Here is a 21,254-nt window from a genome sequence, read left to right as displayed (position 1 = left end):
CCCCAATTTCATTGCGGGGAAAGAAGCATTCGAGCCGCGATGACGGCCATTCACATTGAGGTAAGCATTCCATGTCAGTTGCATCCGGATACGTCCACATCTCCGTCCGTAACGCCAGCAAGGCCGGCCAGGCCTCAGGGATCCGCCAGGGCTTTGGCGGGCGCTCCGCGTTCGCCCCCGCCGGATCCACGGGCAGCTTCCCCGCCCCCGGATATGCAGCGCAGGGCTACAACCCTGACTCCTACGGCCAGCTCCGTGCCGTCCCCCCCGCCCCCGCCACGGCGCCCACCCCGGTGATCGCCCCGGGTGCCGGCAGCCCGGTCCGTCCGGCCCCCAGCGACAACGTCGCCCGCGGCTTCGTGCTGTACATGGGCATCGACGAGGAAACCGCGGCTGCAGCCGGCACATCCATCGCCAAGCTTGCCCAGGAAATTCGGGCCTACGCACAGTCGCTCGTGGCCGGTGCCGAAAGCTATGCCGCCGTCGCCGTCGCGCCGGCCAGTGCCCCGGGTTCCGCCCTCGACGTCGTCCGCTCGACCTTCGGTGATCCCACCGCGGGGGCCCGCCAGCGCACCGAGACCGCCCGCCTGCAGCAGCCGCAGGATCCGCGGCCGTCCGGGGTGCTGATCGACCTCGCCCGCCGTGAGGTGCACCTCGACGGCGAATCCCTAAATCTCACGTTCAAGGAATTCGAGCTCCTGAACTACCTCGTGGAGAACGGCACCCGCACCGTGGGCCGCGACGAGCTCCTCGAAGGCCTGTGGCGGAACGCCGAAGAGGTCCCGAATGAGCGGACCATCGACGTCCACATCCGCCGCCTGCGTTCCAAGCTGGGCCGCCTCGCCAACACCGTGCGCACCGTGCGCGGCCAGGGCTACCGGTTCTACGAGCACCCCGAAGTGGTTGTCTGGGCCGCTCCGGAATACTCGATCTAGCCTCAGCTTCACGCAAAGCGCCCGTCCCCTGCATAGGGAGCGGGCGCTTTCGCGTTTCCGGAAGCTTCAGCGGCTTTCCGCCGGCAGCCACATTCCCCGACGGGCGCTTTGGGTGGGCTGGCTGACGGGCCTTTGCCGCCGCTGCTGGTGGTTTTGGTTGGACTCTGTTGCCTTTCGGGGGTCCGGCGTAGTCTCGGACCGTTGAGCCGACTATTGGGAGGAAGACATGTCAGTTGCACGGATTACTACCCTGAGCGCGAACTCCAAGACCTCGTTCGATGCCGCCATCAAGGAGGGCGTCGACCGGGCCAATAAGACCCTTCGCAATGTCACGGGGGCATGGGTGAAGGAACAGAAGGTCGAAATCAGCGACGGCGCCGTCGTTGCCTGGCATGTCGTGCTGGAAGTGACCTTTGTCCTTGAAGACTGAACGGACTGTCCTTGAAGACTGAACGGACGCTGGTGGGATTCGCGCCCGTGGGCCAGCCGCCGCACTAGGATTGGGGCATGAGCGCGCATCACATCAAACGGCTGGTGATCATGCGGCACGCCAAGTCCGATTGGCCCGGCGGGGTTGCCGACCACGAAAGGCCGCTCGAAGAACGCGGCCACAAGGACGCCCCAGTCGCCGGAAAGTGGCTGCTCAAGCACGGCGTGGTCCCTGATTTCATCCTCTGCTCCAGCGCTTTGCGGACCCGCCAGACCTGCACGTGGGTGTGCCACGCACTCGGAGACAAGGCGCCGACGCCCAAGCTCGAGGATGGGCTGTACGCCGCCTCCGCCTTGCGCATGCTGGCCGTCATCAACCACGTCCCGGACACCGTCACCACCCTCATGGTGATTTCCCACATGCCCGGGGTGCAGGACCTTGCGATGCATCTGGCGTCGCGCGACTCCGACCACGATGCCTACATGGACGCCGCCACGCGCTATCCGACCAGCGGGCTGACCATCCTGGAAACGGAAAAGTCCTGGGCCGAACTGGACGGGCAGGACGCCAAGCTGACCCACTTCAAGGTCCCCCGCGCCAAATAGCCGCAGGTCCGCCCGGTGAGCGCTGCGGAATCCATAGCAACCTGCGCCGATCTGCGGTTTACTGATGCTGTCTAGTCATGTGGTTTTTTCCAGTGGTTTTGGGGCATGTGTTGCAACCCGGAGAAAAGGTGATCAACGTGGATTCAGGGCAGCTCATAGGAATTATTGTCGGCATCGTCGTGGTGCTCGCGATCGTAGCGGTGGCGGTCATGGTCAGCCGCAAACGCAAGGTGGCCGCGGACCGGAACCGTGCGGCCGAGATGCGTGAACAGGCCAAGGCCGACGAATTCGCTGCGCGGGAACGCGACGCCAAGGCGGCCCGTGCCGAGGCCGACGCGCAGGAGGCCGACCTCGAGGCCGAGCGGCTGCGGCAGGAAGCCCGCAAGCGCCAGGAAGAAGCCGAAAGCGTCCGCTCCGGCGCGCAGGAGCAACTGCGCAAAGCCGACGAAGTGGACCCGGACGTAGTCACATCTGAACGCGGCGGCGAAAGCGGGCAGATGCCGACCCGCGGGGATTTGCGCGCCGAGAGGGCCGCCGCCGAACCCACAACGGGCAGCCACGTCCCCGGCCAGCAAACGTCCGGCCAGCAAGTGTCTTCCGGCGAGCAAGCGTCCGGCGAGCCAGTGTCAGCCGACCAGCGCAGCCGCGAGGACGTAACCCGGACCGACACGGCCCCGGGTCCGGATGCCACCCCACGGGAAGACAGGCCTCGAAACCTCTGAGCTGAACTCCTGGGCTGCCTTCCGGCGGAAACTCCTGTGCTGAACCTCTCCGCCGGGTGGTGATGCGCGGGACTCAGCGGCGGGCCGAGGCCCGGGCTGGTGATTTGGGGGCAGGCGACTTGGCCGGTGTCTTCGCAGCTGGCTTGACCGGTGTCTTCGCCGGTGTCTTCGCCGGTGACTTGGCCGCGGGCCGGGCAGTGGCCCGCGGAGCAGCCGCCCGCGGAGCCGCCGGGCGCGGGGCGGTTCCTCTCGACGTCGGCCGCGGTGCGGAGGGCCGCGGATTCGCAGACCTGGCCCCCGCTCCCCGCGCGCCGGCCGCCGGCCGGCGTCGCTTAGCACGGCCCGGGGAACGCCGGCCGCGGCTCCTGCCAGGCAGTACAGTGCCGGCGAACAGCAACAGTAAGGTGACGGCTCCGGCGGCCGCGGCCAGATAGAAGTACAAATCCGGATGCTCGGAATCGACGCGCGTGGACAGGGCGTCGGGATCGGGGTTGAAGGCCAGCCCCCACTGGCGCAGGAAAGCGACCCCGAACGCGATGAAGAGGATGCTGCCGACCCCGCTCGCGGCCAAAGTTTTGTGCCGGCGCCGGACCACCACCTCCGCCACGCAGGCCACATAGGCCGTCGCGGCAGCCCCGACGAACCACACCAGCACCCACTCTTGCAGGGTGATTCCGGTCAGGACCAGAAGTGCCAGGGCAGTGAGAAACGCTCCGATGGCGACTTTCCCGTTGGTACCCATGTGACGCATGTGAATAATCATGCCTGAGCAGGCGGCTGCTTCACGACGTAGCCGCGCATGGAGGCCATGATTGCGGCCACACTCTGCTCCCTGGTCCGCTCCGGGTTGTACGTCTGGCGGTCCAGTCCCACCACGAAGCAGGCCCCAAAGATTGCCGTTTCCAGGCTGCCCCGGGAAACGGCGGAATCCACGGGATAGACGGCGGCGACGCCGTCGATGGCAGAGCCGATCACCGCGAGCAGGCGCCCGCGGAGCTCGGCGAAGGTGTCCTGCCATTCGCTCGGGGTCCGCCAGCTTTCGCTGACCCAAAGCCTGGCGAAGGAGGGGTACTCGGCCATGAAGTCCATGGCCTGGCCGATCATTTCCTCCATGGCGGCGAGGGGGTCGGCGGAGCCGTCGCGGACACTCAGCAGCCGCGCCAGGAGGATGTCCACGCCGTGGCGCAGCAGCTGGGCGATCAGGTCCGACTTGCTGCCAAAGTTGTAATACACCGTGCCCTTGGACACCCCGGCTGCCGTGGCGATCTCGTCCACCGTCACGCCCGCCGCGCCGCGCTCCCCGATCAGATCCATGGACGCCTCGAACAGTTTCTGCTTCGTGGCGTTCGTGCGGGCGGGACGGAGTTTCTTCTCCCCGGCCCCCACTGTGCTCATACGGCGATCTCCGGTTTTAGGGACTTCAGGGTCCAGAACTTGTGCTTGTGAACGGCCAGTGTGGAAAGCGCCGCCCCGAGCACAGTGTACCCAAGGAGGCCAACCACCGTGGGCACGATCAAGGAAAGGTCCGCGCCGTAGATCAGGTGCCGCATGCCGGCCACCACATAACCCATAGGCAGCGCCTCGTGGACAAAGTGCAGCGGCTGCGGGGTGGTTTGCCACGGGAAGGTTCCGCCGGAGGAAACCAGCTGCAGGACCAGCAGGATAAGCACCACGAATTTTCCGGGAGTTCCCAGCAGGGCCACGACGCCCTGGATGATGGCACTGAAGGCCATGGCGGCCGCCAACATGAACAACCACATCAGCACCGGGTGGGCGGGCTTGAGGCCCAGGCCCAGGTCCACCACGAGAGTGAGCAGCGTGGCCTGGATGACTGAAACGGCAAAGAATGGCAGCCAGCCGCCGACGGCGATCTTCCATGACGGGGCGTTGGACGCCAGTGCGCGTTGCGTGATGGGCCGCATGGCCTGGACCAGCATGAATACGCCGATCCACAGGGCCAGGGTCAGGAAGAATGGCGCCAGGCCGGCACCGTACGACGCAGCCTTGGCCTGAGAGACGTCGCTGACGGCAACAGGGTCCGCGATCACCTTTGACAGGCTGTTCTTCTGGGCATCATCGGGATTGGGGATCTTCCCGGCACCCTTGTCCAGCTCTGAGGCCAGGGTGGCGGCGCCATCCGAGGCCGTGCGGGCGCCGTCCTCCAGCTGGCCCGCCCCGTCGTCGAGCTGCCGGGCGCCATCTGCGAGCCTGGCAGTGCCGTCGACAGCGCTCTGCTCGCCCGCGGCCAGCGCGGCCGAGCCGGCCGAGAGCTGGTTGGCGCCGGCTGAAGCCTTTGAGATGGCATCGGTAAGGGCCGGCGTTGCTCCCGCAAGTTTGGCCGCCCCGGAACTTACGGCGGCGGATCCGTCGGCAAGCTGCTGGATCTGGGCTGCATCCGTTTGGATTCTGGACTTCGCATCGGCCACCGGGCTTGAGGCTGCGGCGGTATCGAAATCGGCCAGGATTTTGCCGGCCTGGTCGGGGGTGATGATCCCGGCGGCAACCAGACGGCTGTTGGATTGCACCACACGGTCCCGGAGGCCCTTGTCGGCAGCGCTGAGTTGCCCGACGACGTCCTGGACTTTCGTGTTCAATGCCGCGTTTCCCGCCGCGACTTGCGCGGCGCCGTCCGCGAGTTTCTGTGAGTCGGCAGGGAGTGTGGCCGTCCTGTCCTTCAGCTGCGTCAGGCCGGCGCTGAGCTGGCCGGCGCCTGAATTGAGCTGGTTGGCGCCATCGCGCAGCTTCATTTGGCCGGCGGCGAGTTCTGCGACTCCGCCGTTCAGCTGGCTCGTTCCGGAATGCAAACTGGCTGCCCCGTCCCGGAGTCTGGCAATGCCGTCGGAGAGTTTTCCGGCCCCGTCGGCGGCCTGGACTATTTGAGTATGGATTGTGCCGAAGCCCGTCAGGAGCTGGTTCGCAGTCTCCTCGCCCACCTCCTTGGCAACCGTCGAATGCACGGCAGTGGTCAGCTTGTCCACGATGTTGCTGAGGACGTAGTTGTTGGCATCGTTGGTGGTGACATTCAGCATGGCTTGGTTCGCGGCGTCAAAGCTGCCCGGGGAAACCAGGTTGGCCGAGAAGTCCTTGGGAATCTTGAGCGCGAACGCATACTTGCCGCTGCTCACGCCCTGGTCCGCTTCCGCGGCGGTGGTGACTTTCTGCCAGTTGAAGACGTGGCCGTCCACGAGGCTGTCGGCGACCTTTTTCCCCGCCTCGAGCCGGGTCCCGTTGCTGGCGGACGCGCCGGTGTCCTCGACTACCAAGGCGGCGTCGATCTGATCCAGGTTCCCGTACGGATCCCAGTTGGCGTAGAGATACACCGCGCCGTACAACAAAGGCACCATGGTCAGCGCCAGGATGGTCAGTTTGGGCAGGAGCCCGCCAGTCATGCGCTTGAGCTCGGAGCGGGCCAGCCGCAGAACAGTCACTTTAGGGCCTCGGTTTCGAACGGGATGTGTTCAGGGTTCCGGTGTTTCGCGGGATGGCCTTCTGTCTTCTGCGCATCAGGCTGGGAGGGGTCCGCGGATGCGTCAACGATGGAAACCGTTGCGGCGGCAGCCTCAACGGCGTTCCCGATTGCGGCGGAGGGCCCGGTCCAGCCGTCCGGCAGTGCCGCGACGGTGACGACGACGGCGAGCGGCCGGCCGCCGTCGTGCGCCAGATCTTCCAGCCTGGGAAGCCAGTCCGCGGGATCTGCGCTGTGCCTGTCCGGAGAATCGACAACCAGCAGATCTGTTCCGGGGTTGGCCAGGGCAAGGGCGGTGAGCAGTTCGACGCGTCGCCGGGCCGGAATCTGTTCGGTCCAGAGGCCGGCAATGTCCTCGAAGCGGTTGACCTTGAGCCAGGGTTTGCTCAGCAGAGCACCCCGATAGCGCCGGGGGATGAGCGCGAGGTCCTCGGTGACGAGGTCGCCCACGCTGAGATGCTGTTCGGGCTCGTTGACACCGGGGGAGTCCACGAGTGCACTGGCCAACCGGAGGCGCTTAATCTTGGAATTTCCGTCCCAGCTGAGCACTCCCCCGGAGGGCTTCATCCGGCCGCTGAGTGTGAGGGCGAGGGCTGTTCGCTGGTCCTGGCCGTCGCCTTCAACCAAGAGCAGCTCCCCGGCACGTACCTCAAGGGACGTGGGTGGGAGCAGGTCATTCCGGCGCCCGTTCACACGGAGCTGTTGCACGGAGAGCATGTAAGCCTTTCGCAGGGTCTGGTCTGCTTCAAGGCTAACCGAACTGACTGGTCAGTTCAAATAGAGTTAGTCGCTTGTGATCAACGGATCACAGGCCATAGCTTTCGAGCAGGCGGAGCCAGACTTCGCTGATGGTCGGATAGGAGGGCACGGCGTGCCACAGCCGGTCCAGCGGAACTTCCCCCACCACCGCAATGGTGGCTGCGTGCAGGAGCTCAGCGACATCCGGGCCGGCGAACGTGGCGCCCAGCAGCACCTTGCGGTCCTCGTCGATGACCAGCTGCGCCCACCCTTCGTAGTGTTCGGCGTGCAGCGAGGAACCGGCCACCTGGATGGGGAGTTCCACGGCGGAGGCCCGGAAGCCGTCCTTCTCCGCCTGCGCCATGGTCCGGCCGACGTTCGCCAGTTCCGGATCGGTAAACACCACGTTCGGCACCGCGTGCTCGGAGGCCGTCTGGGCAAAGCGGCTCCACGGTGCCGGCTCGCCGCGGAGTTCGCCCTTGGCCCGGGCGGCAATGGCGTCTCCGGTGGCCCGCGCACCGTACTTGCCCTGGTGCGTCAGCATGGCCCGTCCGGCGGCGTCGCCGGCAGCGTAGAGCCACGGGTTGCCGGACACATCGTTCTCGGTGGCGTGGTGGACTAGTCCGGTGGAATCGGTGGTGAGCCGCAGGGTCCGGCCCTCGGGTGCCGGGAGGCCGACGCTGTCCAGGCCGAGTCCCTCAAGGGCGGGGTGCCGGCCGGTGGAGACGAGCAGCTTGTCCGCCGTGATCGTGGCGCCATGGGCCGTGCCGTCAGCGGGACCGGCGCCCGGGCCGTCCTTGGGGCCGCCCGTGGGGCTGCTCTTGGGGCCGCCGTCGAGCACGACGGTGAGGGAGCCGTCGTCGTTCTCATGCACGCTCCGCGTACCGGTGTGCAGGCGGAGGTCCACGCCATCGGCGCGCAGGCCGGCAGCGACCAGGTCTGCGGCCTGTTCCGGGAAAACGCCCAGGAGCCCGCCGCGGGCCACGAGCGTCACGGACGAACCAAGCCGGGCATAGGCCTGGGCGAGTTCGACGCCGGCAACGCCGCCGCCGAGGACCGCAAGCCGCGGGGGAACCGCGCGGGCTGAGGTCGCCTCCCTCGTGGTCCAGTACTCGACGTCGTGAAGCCCCTCGACCGGCGGCTGGTTCGGGGCGGAGCCCGTGGCGACCACCACGGCGTGCCGGGCCGTGAGTGCGTAGCCGTTGCCGTCCAGCCCGGCCACCTCGACGTGCCGCGGGGCGGTGATCCAGCCGTGGCCGCGGATCAGTTCGATGCCTGTGTCCTCCACCCACTTGACCTGGCTGTCGTCCTGCCAGTTCGAGGTGAAGTAATCCCGGCGCTTCAGTACGGCTGCCGGATCCAGGGTGCGGGTGACCGCTTCCTGGGCGCCGGGGACCGTCTGCGCGCCATGCAGCGCAGTGCCCGGCCGCAGGAGGGCCTTCGAAGGCATGCAGGCCCAGTACGAGCACTCGCCGCCGACCAGCTCCGCCTCGATGAGCACTGCTGTCAGGCCACCGCGGACCACGCGGTCCGCCACATTCTCGCCCACGGCCCCGGCGCCGATCACAATGACATCGAATTCCCGCTCAATCTGTGCCGTCATGGCACCAGCCTACGCCGGGGCCACGGCCGGATCCGGGGGAGCTCCGGGCTCCGGCGATGCGGGCTTCCGGCGTAATGTGCCGGGCCGAACCCTTTGCAGGACGGGGGACGGTCGATACTGTTGGGACCATACTTGGGGGAGGAGGCGGCCATGGCCGCACGCAACATGACAACAGGACCGGCCATACCGCTGGCAAGGTTCAGCGCCCAGGCCCGGCTCCGGGCGCTCCAGTCGGACATCCTGGAGCTGATCCTGGAACGCGACCTGGTTCCCGGCGATCCGCTGCCGACCGAAAACGAGCTGACGGCGGCACTCGGCGTCGGCCGCAACACCCTGCGGGAGTCCTTGAAGGCGCTCCAGGCGCTGGGCGTCATTGAGATCCGCCACGGATTCGGCATGTTCGTGGCGCCGAGCAATTTCGAGGCCCTGACCGATGGGCTCACCTTCCGCGCCCGGCTGTCGCTGCGCCATCAGGGCGAGGAAGCCCTGCAGCTCGTGGAGGTCCGGCAAGCACTCGAATCCGGACTGGTCGGCGCCGCCATGGACCGGATCAGCGCAGAACAGCTGGCCGCCGTGGAGGAGTCCGTGAACCGCATGGAAGCGCTGGCCGACGCGGGGGAGCCGTTCATCGAGGCCGACGCGGAGTTCCACCGCAGGCTTTTCGAGCCGCTGAACAACGACCTGCTGATCAGCCTGATGGACGTCTTCTGGAAGGTCTACCGCCGGATCCACCTCGAACTCGGCGGGCCGTACGCCGTCGACCTGCAGGCAACGGCCGCAGTGCACCGGGGGATCTATGAGGCTGTCGCAACGGCGGACAAGGCACTCGCCTCCGAGCGGCTCAGCACGCATTTCGACGACATCCGCAACATCATCGTCCGGTCCACGGCCTGAGACCTGCTGCCGGGCCGCTCCGGCCCAACAGCTGCCGCCGGCGCCTAAGGCGGCCGCGCCGGCGCCCAGCCTGGCGCCTAAAGCAGCCGGGCCGGCGCCCTGGCGCCTAGGGCATCCGGCGGTTAAAGCAAAAGATCCGCCCCGGCGAACCGGGGCGGATCTTCATCTGTGCGCCCAAAGGGATTCGAACCCCTGACCTTCTGTTCCGTAGACAGACGCTCTATCCAGCTGAGCTATGGGCGCATTCTCGGCTCTTGGAGAACTTCTCTCTCCCCGAACCTCGAATTACTTTACGCGAGCCCGGGCCCAGTTACAAATCGAAGCGGGTGTAATCTAGCTGACTAGACCGGTCTACGTGACCTTAGTCACAAAAAGGAGGGATGATGGCCGGCCAGTTCCTTGAATTTCCGCGGTTTTTGATTTGCTCCGCCCCGGTCATCCCACGTCCGGGCCCGAAATGGGCCCCCTGCCGAGCCCTAGCATTTAGGACACACCACTGAACCCGAGGAAGGGAACCGTAATGGGAGATCTGGCGCGACTGCCGTTGCTTGAAAAAGCACCCACCACACATGCCGGTCTACTGGCATGGGTAGAAGAGGTAGCTCAACTGACCCAGCCGGACCGGATCTACTGGGTTGACGGGTCCGAAGCGGAAAACACCCGGCTGACGGACGAGCTCGTTGCCGCCGGCACCCTGACCCGCCTCAACGAGGACCTCTTCCCCAAGTCGTTCGCGGCATTCTCCGACCCCGCCGACGTGGCCCGCGTCGAAGAGCAGACCTTCATCTGCTCCGAGAACGAGCACGACGCAGGCTTCACCAATAACTGGATGGCCCCGGCGCAGATGAAGGAAAAGCTGCACGGCCTGTTCGCCGGCTCCATGCGCGGGCGCACCATGTACGTGATCCCCTTCGTGATGGGCCACCTCGACGCCGAGGACCCCAAGTTCGGCGTCGAGATCACCGACAGCGCCTACGTTGTCGCCTCCATGCGGATCATGGCCACCATCGGCACCGAGGTCCTGGACAAGATCACCGCGACCAACGCGTTCTTTGTCCCCGCCCTGCACTCCCTGGGCGCCCCGCTGGCCCCCGGCCAGGCCGATGTCCCGTGGCCCTGCAACCCGGACAAGTGGATTGTCCACTTCCCGGAGGAGCGCTCCATCTGGTCCTTCGGCTCCGGCTACGGCGGCAACGCCCTGCTCGGCAAGAAGTGCTATGCCCTGCGCATCGCCTCGGTGATGGCACGCGACGAAGGCTGGCTGGCCGAGCACATGCTCATCCTCAAGCTGACCTCGCCGGAGCAGAAGAACTACTACATCTCCGCCGCTTTCCCGTCGGCCTGCGGCAAGACCAACCTCGCGCTGCTGGATCCGACCATCGAGGGCTGGAAAGTCGAAACCCTCGGTGACGACATCACCTGGATGCGGTTCGGCAAGGAAGGCGAGCTCCGCGCCGTCAACCCCGAGGCCGGCCTGTTCGGCGTGGCTCCGGGCACCGGCTGGGGCACCAACCCCAACGCGATGCGCGCCATCGCCAAGGGCCACAGCATCTTCACCAACGTCGCCCTGACGGACGACGGCGGTGTGTGGTGGGAGGGCATGACCGACGAGGTGCCCGCGCACCTGACCGACTGGCAGGGCAACTCCTGGACCCCGGATTCGGACAAGCCCGCCGCCCACCCGAACTCCCGCTTCTGCACGCCGATCGACCAGATCGACATGCTGGCCGAGGAGTACTACAACCCGGACGGCGTGGAGCTTTCCGCGATCCTGTTCGGCGGCCGCCGCAAGACCACCATCCCGCTGGTCACCGAGGCGCGCAGCTGGTCCAACGGCATCTTCATGGGCTCCACCCTGTCCTCGGAGACCACCGCCGCGGCAGCCGGTGCCGTCGGCGTTGTCCGCCGGGATCCGATGGCCATGCTGCCCTTCATCGGCTACGACGCAGGCGATTACCTGAACCACTGGGTCAACCTGTCCGCGAAGGCCAACCCGGAGCGGCTGCCCAAGATCTTCCTGGTCAACTGGTTCCGCCGCAATTCCGAGGGCGGATTCGCCTGGCCCGGATTCGGTGACAACGCCCGGGTCCTGAAATGGGCCATCGAACGCCTCGAGGGCAAGGCCGACGCCGTGGAGACCCCCATCGGGTTCGTCCCCACCGCTGACGCGATCGACCTCAAGGGCCTGGACATGACCCCGGCCCAGGTTGAAGAGGCCGTCCGTGTCGACCCCGCAGAGTGGACCACCGAGCTGGCCTCGATCGAGGAGTGGTTCGCCAACTTCGGCAGCTCGCTGCCCGAGGCGCTGCGCGCCGAACTCGCAGGACTGAAGGAGCGCATGGCTGCCGAGCAGTAGCAGCCGGCACAACACAAAGCAACGCGGGGTCACTTACGGCCCATCCCACCTCTGTGGATGGACCGTAAGTGACCCCGCGTTGCGGTTTAACCAGCGACCGTTAGAACCCAGGATCTCTCGCAAGATGCAGGGCCGCCGCTTTCGTTGGGTGCGTGACGCCGGGACTTAGGTCCCTAGGCCGCGTCCGGCCAGATCCCTAGGCTTGTCCGCATTCCATTAGCCGGGCCGGCCGACGATTGGAGCGTGCGCTGGGGGCATTCCGGGCGGGTGCGGCCGCGCCCCCGACCTGCTCGCGGTAAGCGAGATTCAGGAGTTCCTCATGCTTGTCAACGACGACATCGATGCTTTGTCCAGGGCTGTCAGCGGTCCGGTCGCGTTGCCGGACAGCCCCGAATTCGCGGCGGAGACGTTCGCCTTCAACGTTGCAACAGTGCACCGGCCCGAGGTCGTTCTGGGGGCCGCAGATGCCCGGGACGTCGTGGCCGCGGTTAAGTGGGCGGCCGAGCGCAGGCTTCCCGTGTCCGTCCAGTCCACCGGGCACGGCGCCGAATCTGCGATCGATGGCGGCCTGCTCATTAACACGCGCCGGCTGCAGGACGTGCAGATCGATCCGGATGAACGCACCGCGCGCGTCGGCGCCGGGGTGAAGTGGCGCACCCTCCTGGAGGCCAGCGTGCCGCACGGGCTCCTCGGATTGCACGGCTCCAGCACCGACGTCGGCGTCGTCGGCTACACGCTCGGCGGCGGGCTGCCCGTGCTCGGCCGCGCGCACGGCTTCGCGGCGGACCATGTCCGCAGCATGGAGATTGTCACGGCCGACGGCGCGCTGCGGCGGATCGACGCCGACGCCGAGGCCGAGCTGTTTGCACTGATGCGCGGCGGTAAGGGCAACCTCGGGATCGTGACCGCCCTCGAGTTCAGTCTTTTTCCGTTCAGTGATTTCTACGGCGGCGGCATCATCTATCCCGGGGCGGATGCGGCCACCGTCCTGGCTGCCTTCCGTCACTGGCTGCCCACGCTGCCCGAAGATGCCTCACCCTCGATCTCGCTGCTGCGGCTTCCGGACATGGACTTCGTTCCCGAGCCGCTGCGGAACCAGTTCGTCGTTCACCTGCGCTTTGCCTTCCTGGGCAAGCGCGAGGCCGGCGACGCGCTGCTTGCCCCGATGCGGGCGGTCTCGACCCCATTGATGGACACGGCCGGGCCCATGAGTTACCTCGACGTTGACCAGATCCACATGGACCCGGCGGACCCGCTGCCCTTCATGGACGGCGGCGCGCTCCTGAAGGATTTCGGCGAAGATGCGGTGGCTGACCTGCTCGAGCTCACCGGGGACGGTTCGGACTGCCCGCTGCTGCTCGTGGAGGTGCGGCCGCTCGGCGGCGCGCTGGCCCGGACTGCACTGTCCCGGCCGGGGGCTATGCCGGATGCGGTGCCGGACGCCGTGTCGGGGCGGGACGCGGCCTTCCTGCTGTTCCTCGTCGGGTTCAACATACCGCCCCTTGCCGAGGCCGTATCGGCCTCCATCAGCGGGATCCTGGCCGCGATGGCTCCCCACTCCACCGGGTACACGCTGGTCAATTTCCATGGCGCACCGGGCGACGAGGAGGACCGGGCCCGGGCCTGGACGCCCGCGGTCTACGAGCGGATGCGGTCCGCGAAGTCCACGTACGACCCCGGCAACCTCCTGCGCTTCGGCCACGCGATCACCGGGGTGCCGTCGGCGGGTTGACGCTCTGCGCGGGCTCCGTTGCACCGCTTCACGACGGCGGCCCCCACCTTTACGAAGAGGTGCGGGGCCGCCGTCGATGAGTGTTTTAGCTGGCGAGCCAGATATCCGGGCCGAAGACCTCGTAGTGGATCTTCGTGGCCGGGATGCCGGCGTTGATGGCCTCGTTGCGGATGTTCTTCATGAACGGCAGCGGGCCACACAGGTAGAGCGAGGCGTTGGCCGGGAGGTCCACCTCGCGCAGGGACATGAAGCCCGCGTTGGAACCGGCTTCGGGCTGCTCGAGCCAGAGCTGCAGGTCGGCGCCGTCCAGGCGTTCGACGTCGTCTGTCATCTGGGAGCGCAGCGCCCAGCTGTCCAGGTTGCTTTCGGCGTGCAGCACCAGGACCTGGCGGTCCGAGCCGGACTCGGCCAGGGAGCGCAGGATGGACGCCGTGGGCGTGCAGCCGATGCCGGCCGAGGCCAGGACCACGGGGCCGTCGCCTTCCTTGAGCGTGATTTCGCCGTAGGGGTTGGAGATTTCGATGACGTCGCCCACGGCCACATTGTTGTGCAGCACGGGGGAGACCTCGCCGCCGTCGTCGAGCTTGGTGGTGAAGCTGCGGCTGGTGCCGGCGTCGCCGGAGAGGGAGTACTGGCGGACCTGGCGGAGCCCGTCCGGAAGCGTGACCTTGACGCTGACGTACTGGCCCGGCAGCGCCGCGGTGATGGGGGTGTCGTCTGCCGGTTCCAGCGTGAAGGTCATGGAGCCGGTGCCGGCTGGAGTCTTGGCGGCAACCTTCCAGGGGGTCCACATCTTGGCGTTGGCCTGTGCGGCGTAGAGGCCCTTCTCGAGCTTGATGAGGGCGTCCGCCATGAGCCAGTAGACCTCGGTCCAGGCTTCGGCGATTTCCGGGGTGATGACCTCGGCCAGGTCCTCGGCGATGGCGGCGAAGAGGTGCTCGTAGACCACCTGGTACTGCGGTTCGGTGATGCCGAGGGAAGCGTGGCGGTGCGCGATCCGGGACAGCACGGTCTCCGGCAGGGTGTCCGGGTTGTTCACCAGGTGGCTGGCGAAGGCGGCGATGCTTCCGGCCAGGGCCTGCTGCTGATTGCCCGAGCGCTGGTTGGAGCGGCTGAACAGGCCGTCCAGCAGTTCGGGGTGGGCGGCGAAGAGGCGGGCGTAGAACTTGGGGGTGATGTCCCCGATCCGGGAACCGACCAGCGGCAGGGTGGCCTCGATGACGGGGAAGGACTTGTCCGAGAGCATGCTGACTCCTGAGATAGTGGCCCGGCGTCTTCAGCCGGGTCCGCGGCGATACTTGCATTTCAAATACAAATATCTATGCCTCATTTCTACACCGCGTAGAAATCTATTCCAAATCGACCGGATTCCGGGCGTGGCGGCGGCGGGAGAAGGCGGGTGTCAGTGACAAGTGTCGCTGCCGGAGAAGGAACCGGATCCCGGTGGGGCAGAGCGCCGGTACCGTGCCTGAGCCTGGCATGCCGGTCATCCCGTGCCTGCCTGAAGTCAATGGCCAGGCCCGCCAGGAAGGGCGTTTGGACGCCAAACCAAAGGTTTTCCCCAGATTGGGCCGGAATCCCGCCGGACAGCGGCCCGAACCTGCCGGGCCGCTTCAAAGCCCCGGGCGCAGCCCGATCGCGGCAAAGACGGGCGCCATCTGCCCGGAGGTCGGCAGCGACGCGATCACGATCCCGTCGAGTTCGCCATAGAAGGCTTCGCGGGCCCGGGCCAGCGCGGCCCGGAGCCGGCATTCGGTGATGAGCGGGCACGTCCCGCCCGTGGCAATGCAGTCGGCCGGGTCCATGCGGGTGTCGAGTTGCCGCAGCAGCTGGCCGACCGTTGCGGTCCGGCCGGCGCTGCTCAGCCGGGATCCGCCGTTGCGGCCGCGTTCGACGTCGATCAGGCCCAGTGCGCGCAGCTTCGCCATCGCCTTGCTGACGTGGTTGTACGGCGTGCCGACAGCGTCGGCGATGCTCTGGGTGGTCAGGAGCCCGCCGTCCGGAGCGGCCGCGAGCACCAGCAAAGCGCGAAGGCTCACATCGGCGAACGCATTGATCTTCATATCCCCAGCCTAAGGGCGGTCTAGTCCACCCAGACGGCGGGCTCGTTGGTATCGGCGGCCAGCTGGCCGAACTCGAGTTCGTGCGTCCCGGCGTTCGCTGCGTAGGGCAGCACGGCGGCGAACAGGGAGCCGTCCTGGTGCTCTGCCGCGACGTGGATGGCGTCCGAGTCTTCCTCGAGCAGCGTGATGTCGCAGACGACGGCGGCGGCCCGGAACTCCTCCCGGTGCTGCCGGAGCAACTCGTGGAGGTCCCGGATCATGGCGTCCGCGTCGAAGTCGGCGTCCGATCCGTCGCTCGCGTCCGCGGGTGTCACGGCCACCAGCCGGACTTCGCCGTCGTTCTGCACCACCAGGGCGAAGGGCAGGAAGCCGCCGTTGCGTTCCAGCTGCTCCTGCGCGGCACCGACGCCGGTGCCGAGCAGGTTCTCCAGGTCCGTGGCGCTGGCGTCCGGCACGGACTCGCGCCAGGATCCGGTGTTGGCGGATTCTTCCGGGTGTACTGCCACCGCTAGCCCCGGACCAGCGCCAGGACGCGGTCGCGGACGCGTTCCATGGTGGCGGCGTCCGTGGCTTCAACGTTGAGGCGCAGGAACGGTTCGGTGTTGGACGGGCGCAGGTTGAACCAGTAGCTGCCGTCGGTGGCGATGAAGGTGCTGCCGTCGAGGTAGTCGACCTCGACGTCCTCGTCGTGGAAGTCCTCGCGGACCCGCTCGACCGCGGCGGCCTTGTCCTCGATTTCCGAGTTGATCTCGCCGGATGACCGGTACGGCTCGTATTCGCGGCCGAGTTCGGAGAGCGGGCCCCCCTGTTCGCCCAGGGCGGCGAGGACGTGCATGGCGGCCAGCATGCCGGTGTCCGCATTCCAGAAGTCGCGGAAGTAGAAGTGGGCCGAGTGTTCCCCGCCGAAGATGGCCCCTTCCGCGGCCATGACGGCCTTGATGAAGGAGTGCCCCACGCGGGTGCGGACGGGCCGGCCGCCGTGGCGTTCGACGAGTTCGGGCACCGCGCGGGAGGTCAGCAGGTTGTGGATGACGGTGGGCGTGTCTTCACCGAGGCCCTGGGCACGGGCGATTTCGCGGCGGGCCACCATGGCGGTGATGGCCGACGGCGAGACAGGCTCGCCCTTCTCGTCGATCACGAAGCAGCGGTCGGCGTCGCCGTCGAAGGCCAGGCCGATGTCCGCGCCGTGTTCGACGACGGCGGCCTGCAGGTCGCGCAGGTTTTCCGGTTCCAGCGGGTTGGCCGGGTGGTTCGGGAAGGATCCGTCGAGCTCGAAGTACAGCGGCACGATCTCCAGCGGAAGCTTGGGCAGCAGGGCATCGCCAAGCACGGCCGGGGTGGTGAGGCCGGCCATGCCGTTGCCGGCATCCACCACAACCTTCAGCGGCCGGGAACCGCGCAGGTCCACCAGGGAGCGCAGGTACTCCGCGTAGCCCTTGAGGACGTCCTGCACGCCAATCAGGCCAGTGCTGCCGGCCGCGGGGATGGCGCCGGCGTTGAGGTATTCCTCGGCGCGGGCCTGGATTTCCATGAGCCCGGTTTCGGAGGAGATCGGCACGGCACCGGCCTTGGCCATCTTGATGCCGTTGTATTCGGCCGGGTTGTGGCTCGCGGTGAACGTGGCGCCGGCGGCGTTGAGGGCCCCGCACGCGTAGTAGAGCTCGTCGGTGGAGATCAGGTCCAGCAGTTGGACGTTGGCGCCGCGGGTGGCTGCGCCGTTCGCGAAGGCTTTGGCGAACTCGGGGGAGGAGGGGCGCATGTCCCCGCCCACCAGCACGGTCTGCCCTGTGAGTTCCAGGACGTCGACGAAGGCGGCACCGACGGCTTCGACGATCTCCGCGGTGATGGATTGCCCCACGATTCCGCGCACGTCGTAGGCCTTGAACGAGGTCGAGAGGTCAAAAGTCTTTGTCTTGTCCGTAGTCACGCGTCTTATCTTACGTTGCGGCCCTGACGCGCCGGCCTGTCCCCGCCCTTGTCTACACGCCGGATTGTGCACATAGCGGGTACCGGCTTCGTGGCTGTCGGAGGGGGCTGGGATACTGAAGCAATGGCCAGTAACCAGAACGCCCTTTCCAGCACGGCCCTAGCCGGCACCCCATCCTCGACCCGGGAACAGGCCCAGAATGTACTGCGGGAGCTCGTGGGCCATCCTGAAGCCGAGTTCCATGACGGCCAGTTCGAGGCCATTGAGGCCCTGGTCGACGGCGGCAGGCGGGCCCTGGTGGTGCAGCGCACCGGCTGGGGGAAGTCGGCCGTGTACTTTGTTGCCTCCCTGCTGTTGCGCCGCCGCGGCGCCGGGCCCACCCTGATCGTGTCCCCGCTCCTGGCCCTCATGCGGGATCAGGTCGCGGCCGCGGCGCGGGCCGGGGTGCGGGCGGTGGCGATCAACTCAGCAAACCAGCTGGACTGGGACACTGTCCGCGAGCAGCTCGCCGCCGATGAAGTGGACGTCCTGCTGGTCTCGCCCGAACGCCTCACCAACCCGTCCTTCCGGGAAAACCAGCTGCCCGAGCTCGTCCGCCGGACCGGTCTGCTGGTGATTGACGAGGCCCACTGCATCTCGGACTGGGGCCACGACTTCCGCCCCGACTACCGGCGCATCGCGGACCTCATCACGCAGCTCCCGGACACCGTCCCGGTGCTCGCCACCACCGCCACGGCCAACTCCCGGGTGGTGCATGACATCGAGGAACAGCTCGGCAAGGACGTGCTCACCATCCGTGGCGCCCTGGGCCGGGATTCGCTCCGGCTCGGTGTCCTGACCCTGCCCGATTCCCGCGAACGCCTCGGCTGGCTGCTGACCCACCTGCAGGATCTGCAGGGCAGCGGCATCATCTACACGCTCACGGTCTCGGCCGCCGAGGACACCGCCCGCCTGCTGGCTGAGGCGGGGCACGAGGTCCTCGCCTACACCGGCCGCACGGACCCCGCGGACCGGGAACGAGCCGAGCAGCTCCTGAAGGACAACCAGGTCAAGGCGCTCGTGGCCACCTCGGCCCTCGGCATGGGTTTCGACAAGCCGGACCTCGGCTTCGTGGTGCACCTTGGCGCGCCGTCGTCGCCGGTGGCGTACTACCAGCAGGTGGGCCGCGCCGGCCGTGGCGCGGCGAACGCCGACGTCCTGTTGTTGCCGGGATCCGAGGACCGCGACATCTGGCAGTACTTCGCCACGGCGTCCATGCCGTCCGAGGAGAAGGCTGCCGCGGTTCTGACGGCCCTCGCCGAGGCAGGCACGGCGGTGTCCACGGTGGCGCTCGAGGCCCGGGTGGACCTGCGCCGCACCCCCCTGGAGCTGCTGCTGAAAGTCCTGGCCGTGGACGGCGCCGTCGAACGCGTCGGCGGCGGCTGGCGTTCCACGGGACAGCCGTGGAACTACGACGCCGAGCGGTACGGCCGGATCGCCGAGGCCCGGGTGGATGAACAGGACTCGATGGTCATCTACCAGGACACGGCCGGCTGCCGGATGGAATACATCACCTCGGTGCTGGACGATGAAACGGCCCGCGCCTGCGGCCGCTGCGACAACTGCGCGGGCCGCTGGTTCCGCGCCGACATCGCCGAGGACGCCACGGAGACCGCAGGCCAGACCCTGCGCCGGGCCGGCGTCGCCCTGGAACCGCGGCTGCAGTGGCCCAGCGGCATGGACCGCCTGGGCGTGCCGGTCAAGGGCAAGATCAAGCCGGATGAGGCCCTCGCGGACGGCCGGGTGCTGGCGCGCCTGACGGACCTTGGCTGGGGCGGGGCCCTGCGGGAGGCCTTCGCCGCCGGTGCGCCCGACCGGCCCGTGGACCCGGGCATGCTGCAGGCCTGCGTCCAGGTGCTCCGGGAGTGGGGCACCGGAGATGCCCGGACCGCTGGCTGGAGCGGGGCCGGCCGGCCTGCCGCGATCATCAGCCTGCCCTCCCGCGGGAAGCCGTTGCTGGTGGATTCCCTGGCCCGCGGGATCTCGGAGATTGGCCGCATCCCGTATCTGGGCCAGCTGCAGCTCAATCACGGCGGACCCACCGGCGGCCGCGGCGGGAACAGCGCCTACCGGCTCGCTGGCGTCTGGGACCGCCTGGTGGTGGGACCGGAGCTGGAGGAGGCCCTGGCTGGAATCCGTGGCCAGAGCGTCATGCTGGTGGACGACCTCGTGGACAGCCGCTGGACCCTGACCGTCTCCGGGCGGGCCCTCAGGCTCGCGGGCGCCGGCGCCGTTCTGCCGCTGGTGCTGGGCCAGGCCGGCTGACCTCAGCACCGGCGTGGCGGGGGAGGACCAGGCTGTCCAGGGTGCTCAGGAGCATCAGGACCGCGATGGCCAGGAACGCCGCCCGGTACGGCGCCGCCGGATCACCGGGGACCCCGGTGGATCCCGCGCGGCCGCTTGCCTCGAAGACCCGCAGCAGGAGCGCCCCGACCGCGATCCCGGCCGCGGTGGCGAGCTGCACGAGCGTCGCGGAGACGGCGTTGGCGGACGGCAGCTGGGCCGGGACGACGTCGGCGTACTGCACGGACGCGTACGCCGAGAATCCGATCGAGCGGAACGCCCCGCTGGCCACCAGCACCGCGACAATCAGCGGTTCCGGCGTGCCGGCGTCGAGCAGCGCGCACAGCGCAAAAGTGGCCGCGGAGGCCAGCGACGCGAACACCAGGACGGGCTTGAACCCGAAACGCCGGATCAGGGGCGTCGTGGCGGGCTTGATCCCGATGTTCCCCACGAACACGGCCGACACCATCGCCCCGGCGCGCAGCGGGTCCCAGCCGAAACCGACCTGGAACATCAGCGGCAGCAGGAACGGCACCGCGCTGATGGTCAGGCGGTACACAAAGCCTCCCGTCGCCGTCGCGCGGAACGTCCGCGTGCCGAAGACGGACAGATTGAACAGCGGCGTGCTGGTCCGCCGCATCCAGGCCGCGGCGGCGGCCAGGAACAGCAGGCCCGCAGCGATCCCCGCGGCCGCCAGCAGTCCGGCGTCCCGGCCGCCCATCAATTCCAGGCCGACCAGCAGGGATCCCACCCCGAGCGTGGTCAGGACCAGTCCGAGCCAGTCCAGGCGCCGCGTGCTGTCGCCGCGGACTGGGGGGACCAGGCGCAGCGCGGCCAGGAAGGCCGCCAAGCCCAGGGGGAGGTTGACCAGGAAGATCCAGTGCCAGGACAGGTAGGTCGTCAGCGCTCCGCCCACCAGCGGGGCGAGGACCGGGGCCAGCAGCCCGGGCCACACGAGGAAGGCCGTAGCCCGCAGCAGATCCTTCTTCGGGGTGCCGCGGAGCACCACCAGCGTGCCCACCGGGACCATCATGGCGCCGCCGGCACCCTGCAGGACACGGCTCAGCGTCAGCATGGTCAGGTCCTGGCTGAGCGCGCAGAGCAATGACGCGGCCGTGAAGATAGCGATGGCAAGACAGAACACCCGGCGGGCACCGAGCCGCTCCGCGAGCCAGCCGCTGAGCGGGATGCCCATCGCCACCGTCATCAGGTAGGCGGTCATGGTGATGTTCACGTCGGCGGCCGGCACCGCGAAATCGGCGGCGATACTGGGTATGGCGGTCGTCAGGACGGTCCCGTCGAGGAACTCCATGAAGAACGTCGCGGCCACCAGCAGGGCCAGCCGCGGGCTCCAGCTGCCCCCGGCCGGGTCCGGGCCGCGCGGGGAGGCGTTCATGCGCGTGTCTCCACGGTCCGGTTCACCCATAGCGCCGGCTCATCCATTGCACTGATTCACCCGTT

Annotated in this window: 18 protein-coding genes and 1 tRNA gene; 8 read left to right on the top strand and 11 right to left on the bottom strand. The window is 67.9% G+C overall.

Annotation, left to right across the window (positions count from 1 at the left end):
• Positions 1-71 precede the first annotated feature (71 nt).
• The 4 genes from AC1DKN_RS08085 (at position 72) to AC1DKN_RS08070 (ending at position 2,692) form a co-directional block, all read left to right on the top strand.
• Positions 72-935, top strand: coding sequence for a winged helix-turn-helix domain-containing protein (locus tag AC1DKN_RS08085; RefSeq protein ID WP_018774264.1), 864 nt, complete (start codon positions 72-74; stop codon positions 933-935).
• Between the two features lie 226 nt (positions 936-1,161).
• A complete protein-coding gene (locus AC1DKN_RS08080; RefSeq protein ID WP_230012628.1) occupies positions 1,162-1,365 on the top strand; it encodes a dodecin family protein in 204 nt (67 codons plus the stop codon).
• A gap of 77 nt (positions 1,366-1,442) precedes the next feature.
• Positions 1,443-1,970 (top strand): SixA phosphatase family protein, encoded by a 528-nt coding sequence (locus AC1DKN_RS08075; protein WP_018774262.1) that lies wholly within the window; start codon positions 1,443-1,445, stop codon positions 1,968-1,970.
• Positions 1,971-2,107: 137 nt separating this feature from the next.
• Positions 2,108-2,692 (top strand): hypothetical protein, encoded by a 585-nt coding sequence (locus AC1DKN_RS08070; protein ID WP_476870970.1) that lies wholly within the window; start codon positions 2,108-2,110, stop codon positions 2,690-2,692.
• A gap of 73 nt (positions 2,693-2,765) precedes the next feature.
• Here AC1DKN_RS08070 and AC1DKN_RS08065 read toward each other — a convergent pair whose 3' ends face one another.
• The 5 genes from AC1DKN_RS08065 to AC1DKN_RS08045 all read right to left on the bottom strand — a co-directional run bounded on the left by AC1DKN_RS08065 (position 2,766) and on the right by AC1DKN_RS08045 (position 8,499).
• Positions 2,766-3,434 carry a hypothetical protein gene (locus AC1DKN_RS08065; RefSeq protein ID WP_476870969.1) on the bottom strand — a complete coding sequence of 223 codons (669 nt, stop codon included), beginning with the start codon at positions 3,432-3,434 and terminating at the stop codon, positions 2,766-2,768.
• A 17-nt stretch (positions 3,435-3,451) separates the two neighbouring features.
• Positions 3,452-4,087 (bottom strand): TetR/AcrR family transcriptional regulator, encoded by a 636-nt coding sequence (locus AC1DKN_RS08060; RefSeq protein WP_230008014.1) that lies wholly within the window; start codon positions 4,085-4,087, stop codon positions 3,452-3,454.
• Positions 4,084-6,120, bottom strand: coding sequence for a YhgE/Pip family protein (locus AC1DKN_RS08055; RefSeq protein WP_476857759.1), 2,037 nt, complete (start codon positions 6,118-6,120; stop codon positions 4,084-4,086). Before AC1DKN_RS08055 ends, AC1DKN_RS08060 begins: the two co-directional genes overlap by 4 nt.
• Positions 6,117-6,875, bottom strand: a complete 759-nt coding sequence (locus AC1DKN_RS08050) for an ABC transporter ATP-binding protein (protein WP_230008012.1) — start codon at positions 6,873-6,875, stop codon at positions 6,117-6,119. Before AC1DKN_RS08050 ends, AC1DKN_RS08055 begins: the two co-directional genes overlap by 4 nt.
• A gap of 88 nt (positions 6,876-6,963) precedes the next feature.
• The gene (locus AC1DKN_RS08045) at positions 6,964-8,499 is read right to left on the bottom strand and encodes a dihydrolipoyl dehydrogenase family protein (RefSeq protein ID WP_476870968.1); all 1,536 of its coding nucleotides are present in this window, start codon (positions 8,497-8,499) and stop codon (positions 6,964-6,966) included.
• A 165-nt stretch (positions 8,500-8,664) separates the two neighbouring features.
• Here AC1DKN_RS08045 and AC1DKN_RS08040 point away from each other — a divergent pair, with 165 nt between their 5' ends.
• Positions 8,665-9,393, top strand: a complete 729-nt coding sequence (locus AC1DKN_RS08040; protein WP_476850662.1) for a FadR/GntR family transcriptional regulator — start codon at positions 8,665-8,667, stop codon at positions 9,391-9,393.
• Positions 9,394-9,562: 169 nt separating this feature from the next.
• Here AC1DKN_RS08040 and AC1DKN_RS08035 read toward each other — a convergent pair.
• Positions 9,563-9,636, bottom strand: a tRNA-Arg gene (locus tag AC1DKN_RS08035).
• Between the two features lie 277 nt (positions 9,637-9,913).
• On the opposite strand from AC1DKN_RS08035, the gene AC1DKN_RS08030 reads away from it, so the two are divergent.
• Together AC1DKN_RS08030 and AC1DKN_RS08025 are read left to right on the top strand one after the other, a co-directional pair.
• Entirely contained in the window at positions 9,914-11,749 is a 1,836-nt protein-coding gene (locus AC1DKN_RS08030) for a phosphoenolpyruvate carboxykinase (GTP) (RefSeq protein WP_223914403.1), read from the top strand.
• A gap of 319 nt (positions 11,750-12,068) precedes the next feature.
• Complete coding sequence (locus AC1DKN_RS08025) at positions 12,069-13,481, top strand: FAD-binding oxidoreductase (RefSeq protein WP_476870967.1); 1,413 nt, start codon at positions 12,069-12,071, stop codon at positions 13,479-13,481.
• A gap of 85 nt (positions 13,482-13,566) precedes the next feature.
• Here the strand turns inward: AC1DKN_RS08025 and AC1DKN_RS08020 are convergent, their stop codons facing one another.
• The 4 genes from AC1DKN_RS08020 to AC1DKN_RS08005 all read right to left on the bottom strand — a co-directional run bounded on the left by AC1DKN_RS08020 (position 13,567) and on the right by AC1DKN_RS08005 (position 17,471).
• On the bottom strand, positions 13,567-14,727 hold the full coding sequence (locus tag AC1DKN_RS08020; protein WP_476860419.1) for a globin domain-containing protein: 1,161 nt from the start codon (positions 14,725-14,727) through the stop codon (positions 13,567-13,569).
• Between the two features lie 367 nt (positions 14,728-15,094).
• Positions 15,095-15,544 (bottom strand): RrF2 family transcriptional regulator, encoded by a 450-nt coding sequence (locus AC1DKN_RS08015; protein WP_476870966.1) that lies wholly within the window; start codon positions 15,542-15,544, stop codon positions 15,095-15,097.
• 20 nt (positions 15,545-15,564) lie between these two features.
• Positions 15,565-16,050, bottom strand: coding sequence for a hypothetical protein (locus AC1DKN_RS08010; RefSeq protein ID WP_028278122.1), 486 nt, complete (start codon positions 16,048-16,050; stop codon positions 15,565-15,567).
• Between the two features lie 2 nt (positions 16,051-16,052).
• A complete protein-coding gene (locus tag AC1DKN_RS08005) occupies positions 16,053-17,471 on the bottom strand; it encodes a phosphomannomutase/phosphoglucomutase (protein WP_476870965.1) in 1,419 nt (472 codons plus the stop codon).
• 123 nt (positions 17,472-17,594) lie between these two features.
• On the opposite strand from AC1DKN_RS08005, the gene AC1DKN_RS08000 reads away from it, so the two are divergent.
• A complete protein-coding gene (locus AC1DKN_RS08000; RefSeq protein ID WP_476850613.1) occupies positions 17,595-19,775 on the top strand; it encodes a RecQ family ATP-dependent DNA helicase in 2,181 nt (726 codons plus the stop codon).
• Here AC1DKN_RS08000 and AC1DKN_RS07995 read toward each other — a convergent pair.
• Positions 19,720-21,189 carry an MFS transporter gene (locus AC1DKN_RS07995; RefSeq protein WP_476870964.1) on the bottom strand — a complete coding sequence of 490 codons (1,470 nt, stop codon included), beginning with the start codon at positions 21,187-21,189 and terminating at the stop codon, positions 19,720-19,722. The genes AC1DKN_RS08000 and AC1DKN_RS07995 overlap by 56 nt on opposite strands.
• Positions 21,190-21,254 lie beyond the last annotated feature (65 nt).

This window comes from Arthrobacter sp. 01N444, from assembly GCF_056399305.1.
Note: the sequence above shows the minus strand (reverse complement) of the source record. Positions and strands in the feature narration are given on the sequence as shown.

Bases quoted from the DNA above. Each gene is read 5' to 3' on its own strand.
- AC1DKN_RS08085 (WP_018774264.1), top strand. From the start codon at position 72: ATGTCAGTTGCATCCGGATACGTCCACATCTCCGTCCGTAACGCCAGC.
- AC1DKN_RS08080 (WP_230012628.1), top strand. From the start codon at position 1,162: ATGTCAGTTGCACGGATTACTACCCTGAGCGCGAACTCCAAGACCTCG.
- AC1DKN_RS08075 (WP_018774262.1), top strand. From the start codon at position 1,443: ATGAGCGCGCATCACATCAAACGGCTGGTGATCATGCGGCACGCCAAG.
- AC1DKN_RS08065 (WP_476870969.1), bottom strand. From the start codon at position 3,434: ATGGGTACCAACGGGAAAGTCGCCATCGGAGCGTTTCTCACTGCCCTG.
- AC1DKN_RS08060 (WP_230008014.1), bottom strand. From the start codon at position 4,087: ATGAGCACAGTGGGGGCCGGGGAGAAGAAACTCCGTCCCGCCCGCACG.
- AC1DKN_RS08050 (WP_230008012.1), bottom strand. From the start codon at position 6,875: ATGCTCTCCGTGCAACAGCTCCGTGTGAACGGGCGCCGGAATGACCTG.
- AC1DKN_RS08045 (WP_476870968.1), bottom strand. From the start codon at position 8,499: ATGACGGCACAGATTGAGCGGGAATTCGATGTCATTGTGATCGGCGCC.
- AC1DKN_RS08040 (WP_476850662.1), top strand. From the start codon at position 8,665: ATGACAACAGGACCGGCCATACCGCTGGCAAGGTTCAGCGCCCAGGCC.
- AC1DKN_RS08030 (WP_223914403.1), top strand. From the start codon at position 9,914: ATGGGAGATCTGGCGCGACTGCCGTTGCTTGAAAAAGCACCCACCACA.
- AC1DKN_RS08025 (WP_476870967.1), top strand. From the start codon at position 12,069: ATGCTTGTCAACGACGACATCGATGCTTTGTCCAGGGCTGTCAGCGGT.
- AC1DKN_RS08020 (WP_476860419.1), bottom strand. From the start codon at position 14,727: ATGCTCTCGGACAAGTCCTTCCCCGTCATCGAGGCCACCCTGCCGCTG.
- AC1DKN_RS08015 (WP_476870966.1), bottom strand. From the start codon at position 15,544: ATGAAGATCAATGCGTTCGCCGATGTGAGCCTTCGCGCTTTGCTGGTG.
- AC1DKN_RS08000 (WP_476850613.1), top strand. From the start codon at position 17,595: ATGGCCAGTAACCAGAACGCCCTTTCCAGCACGGCCCTAGCCGGCACC.
- AC1DKN_RS07995 (WP_476870964.1), bottom strand. From the start codon at position 21,189: ATGAACGCCTCCCCGCGCGGCCCGGACCCGGCCGGGGGCAGCTGGAGC.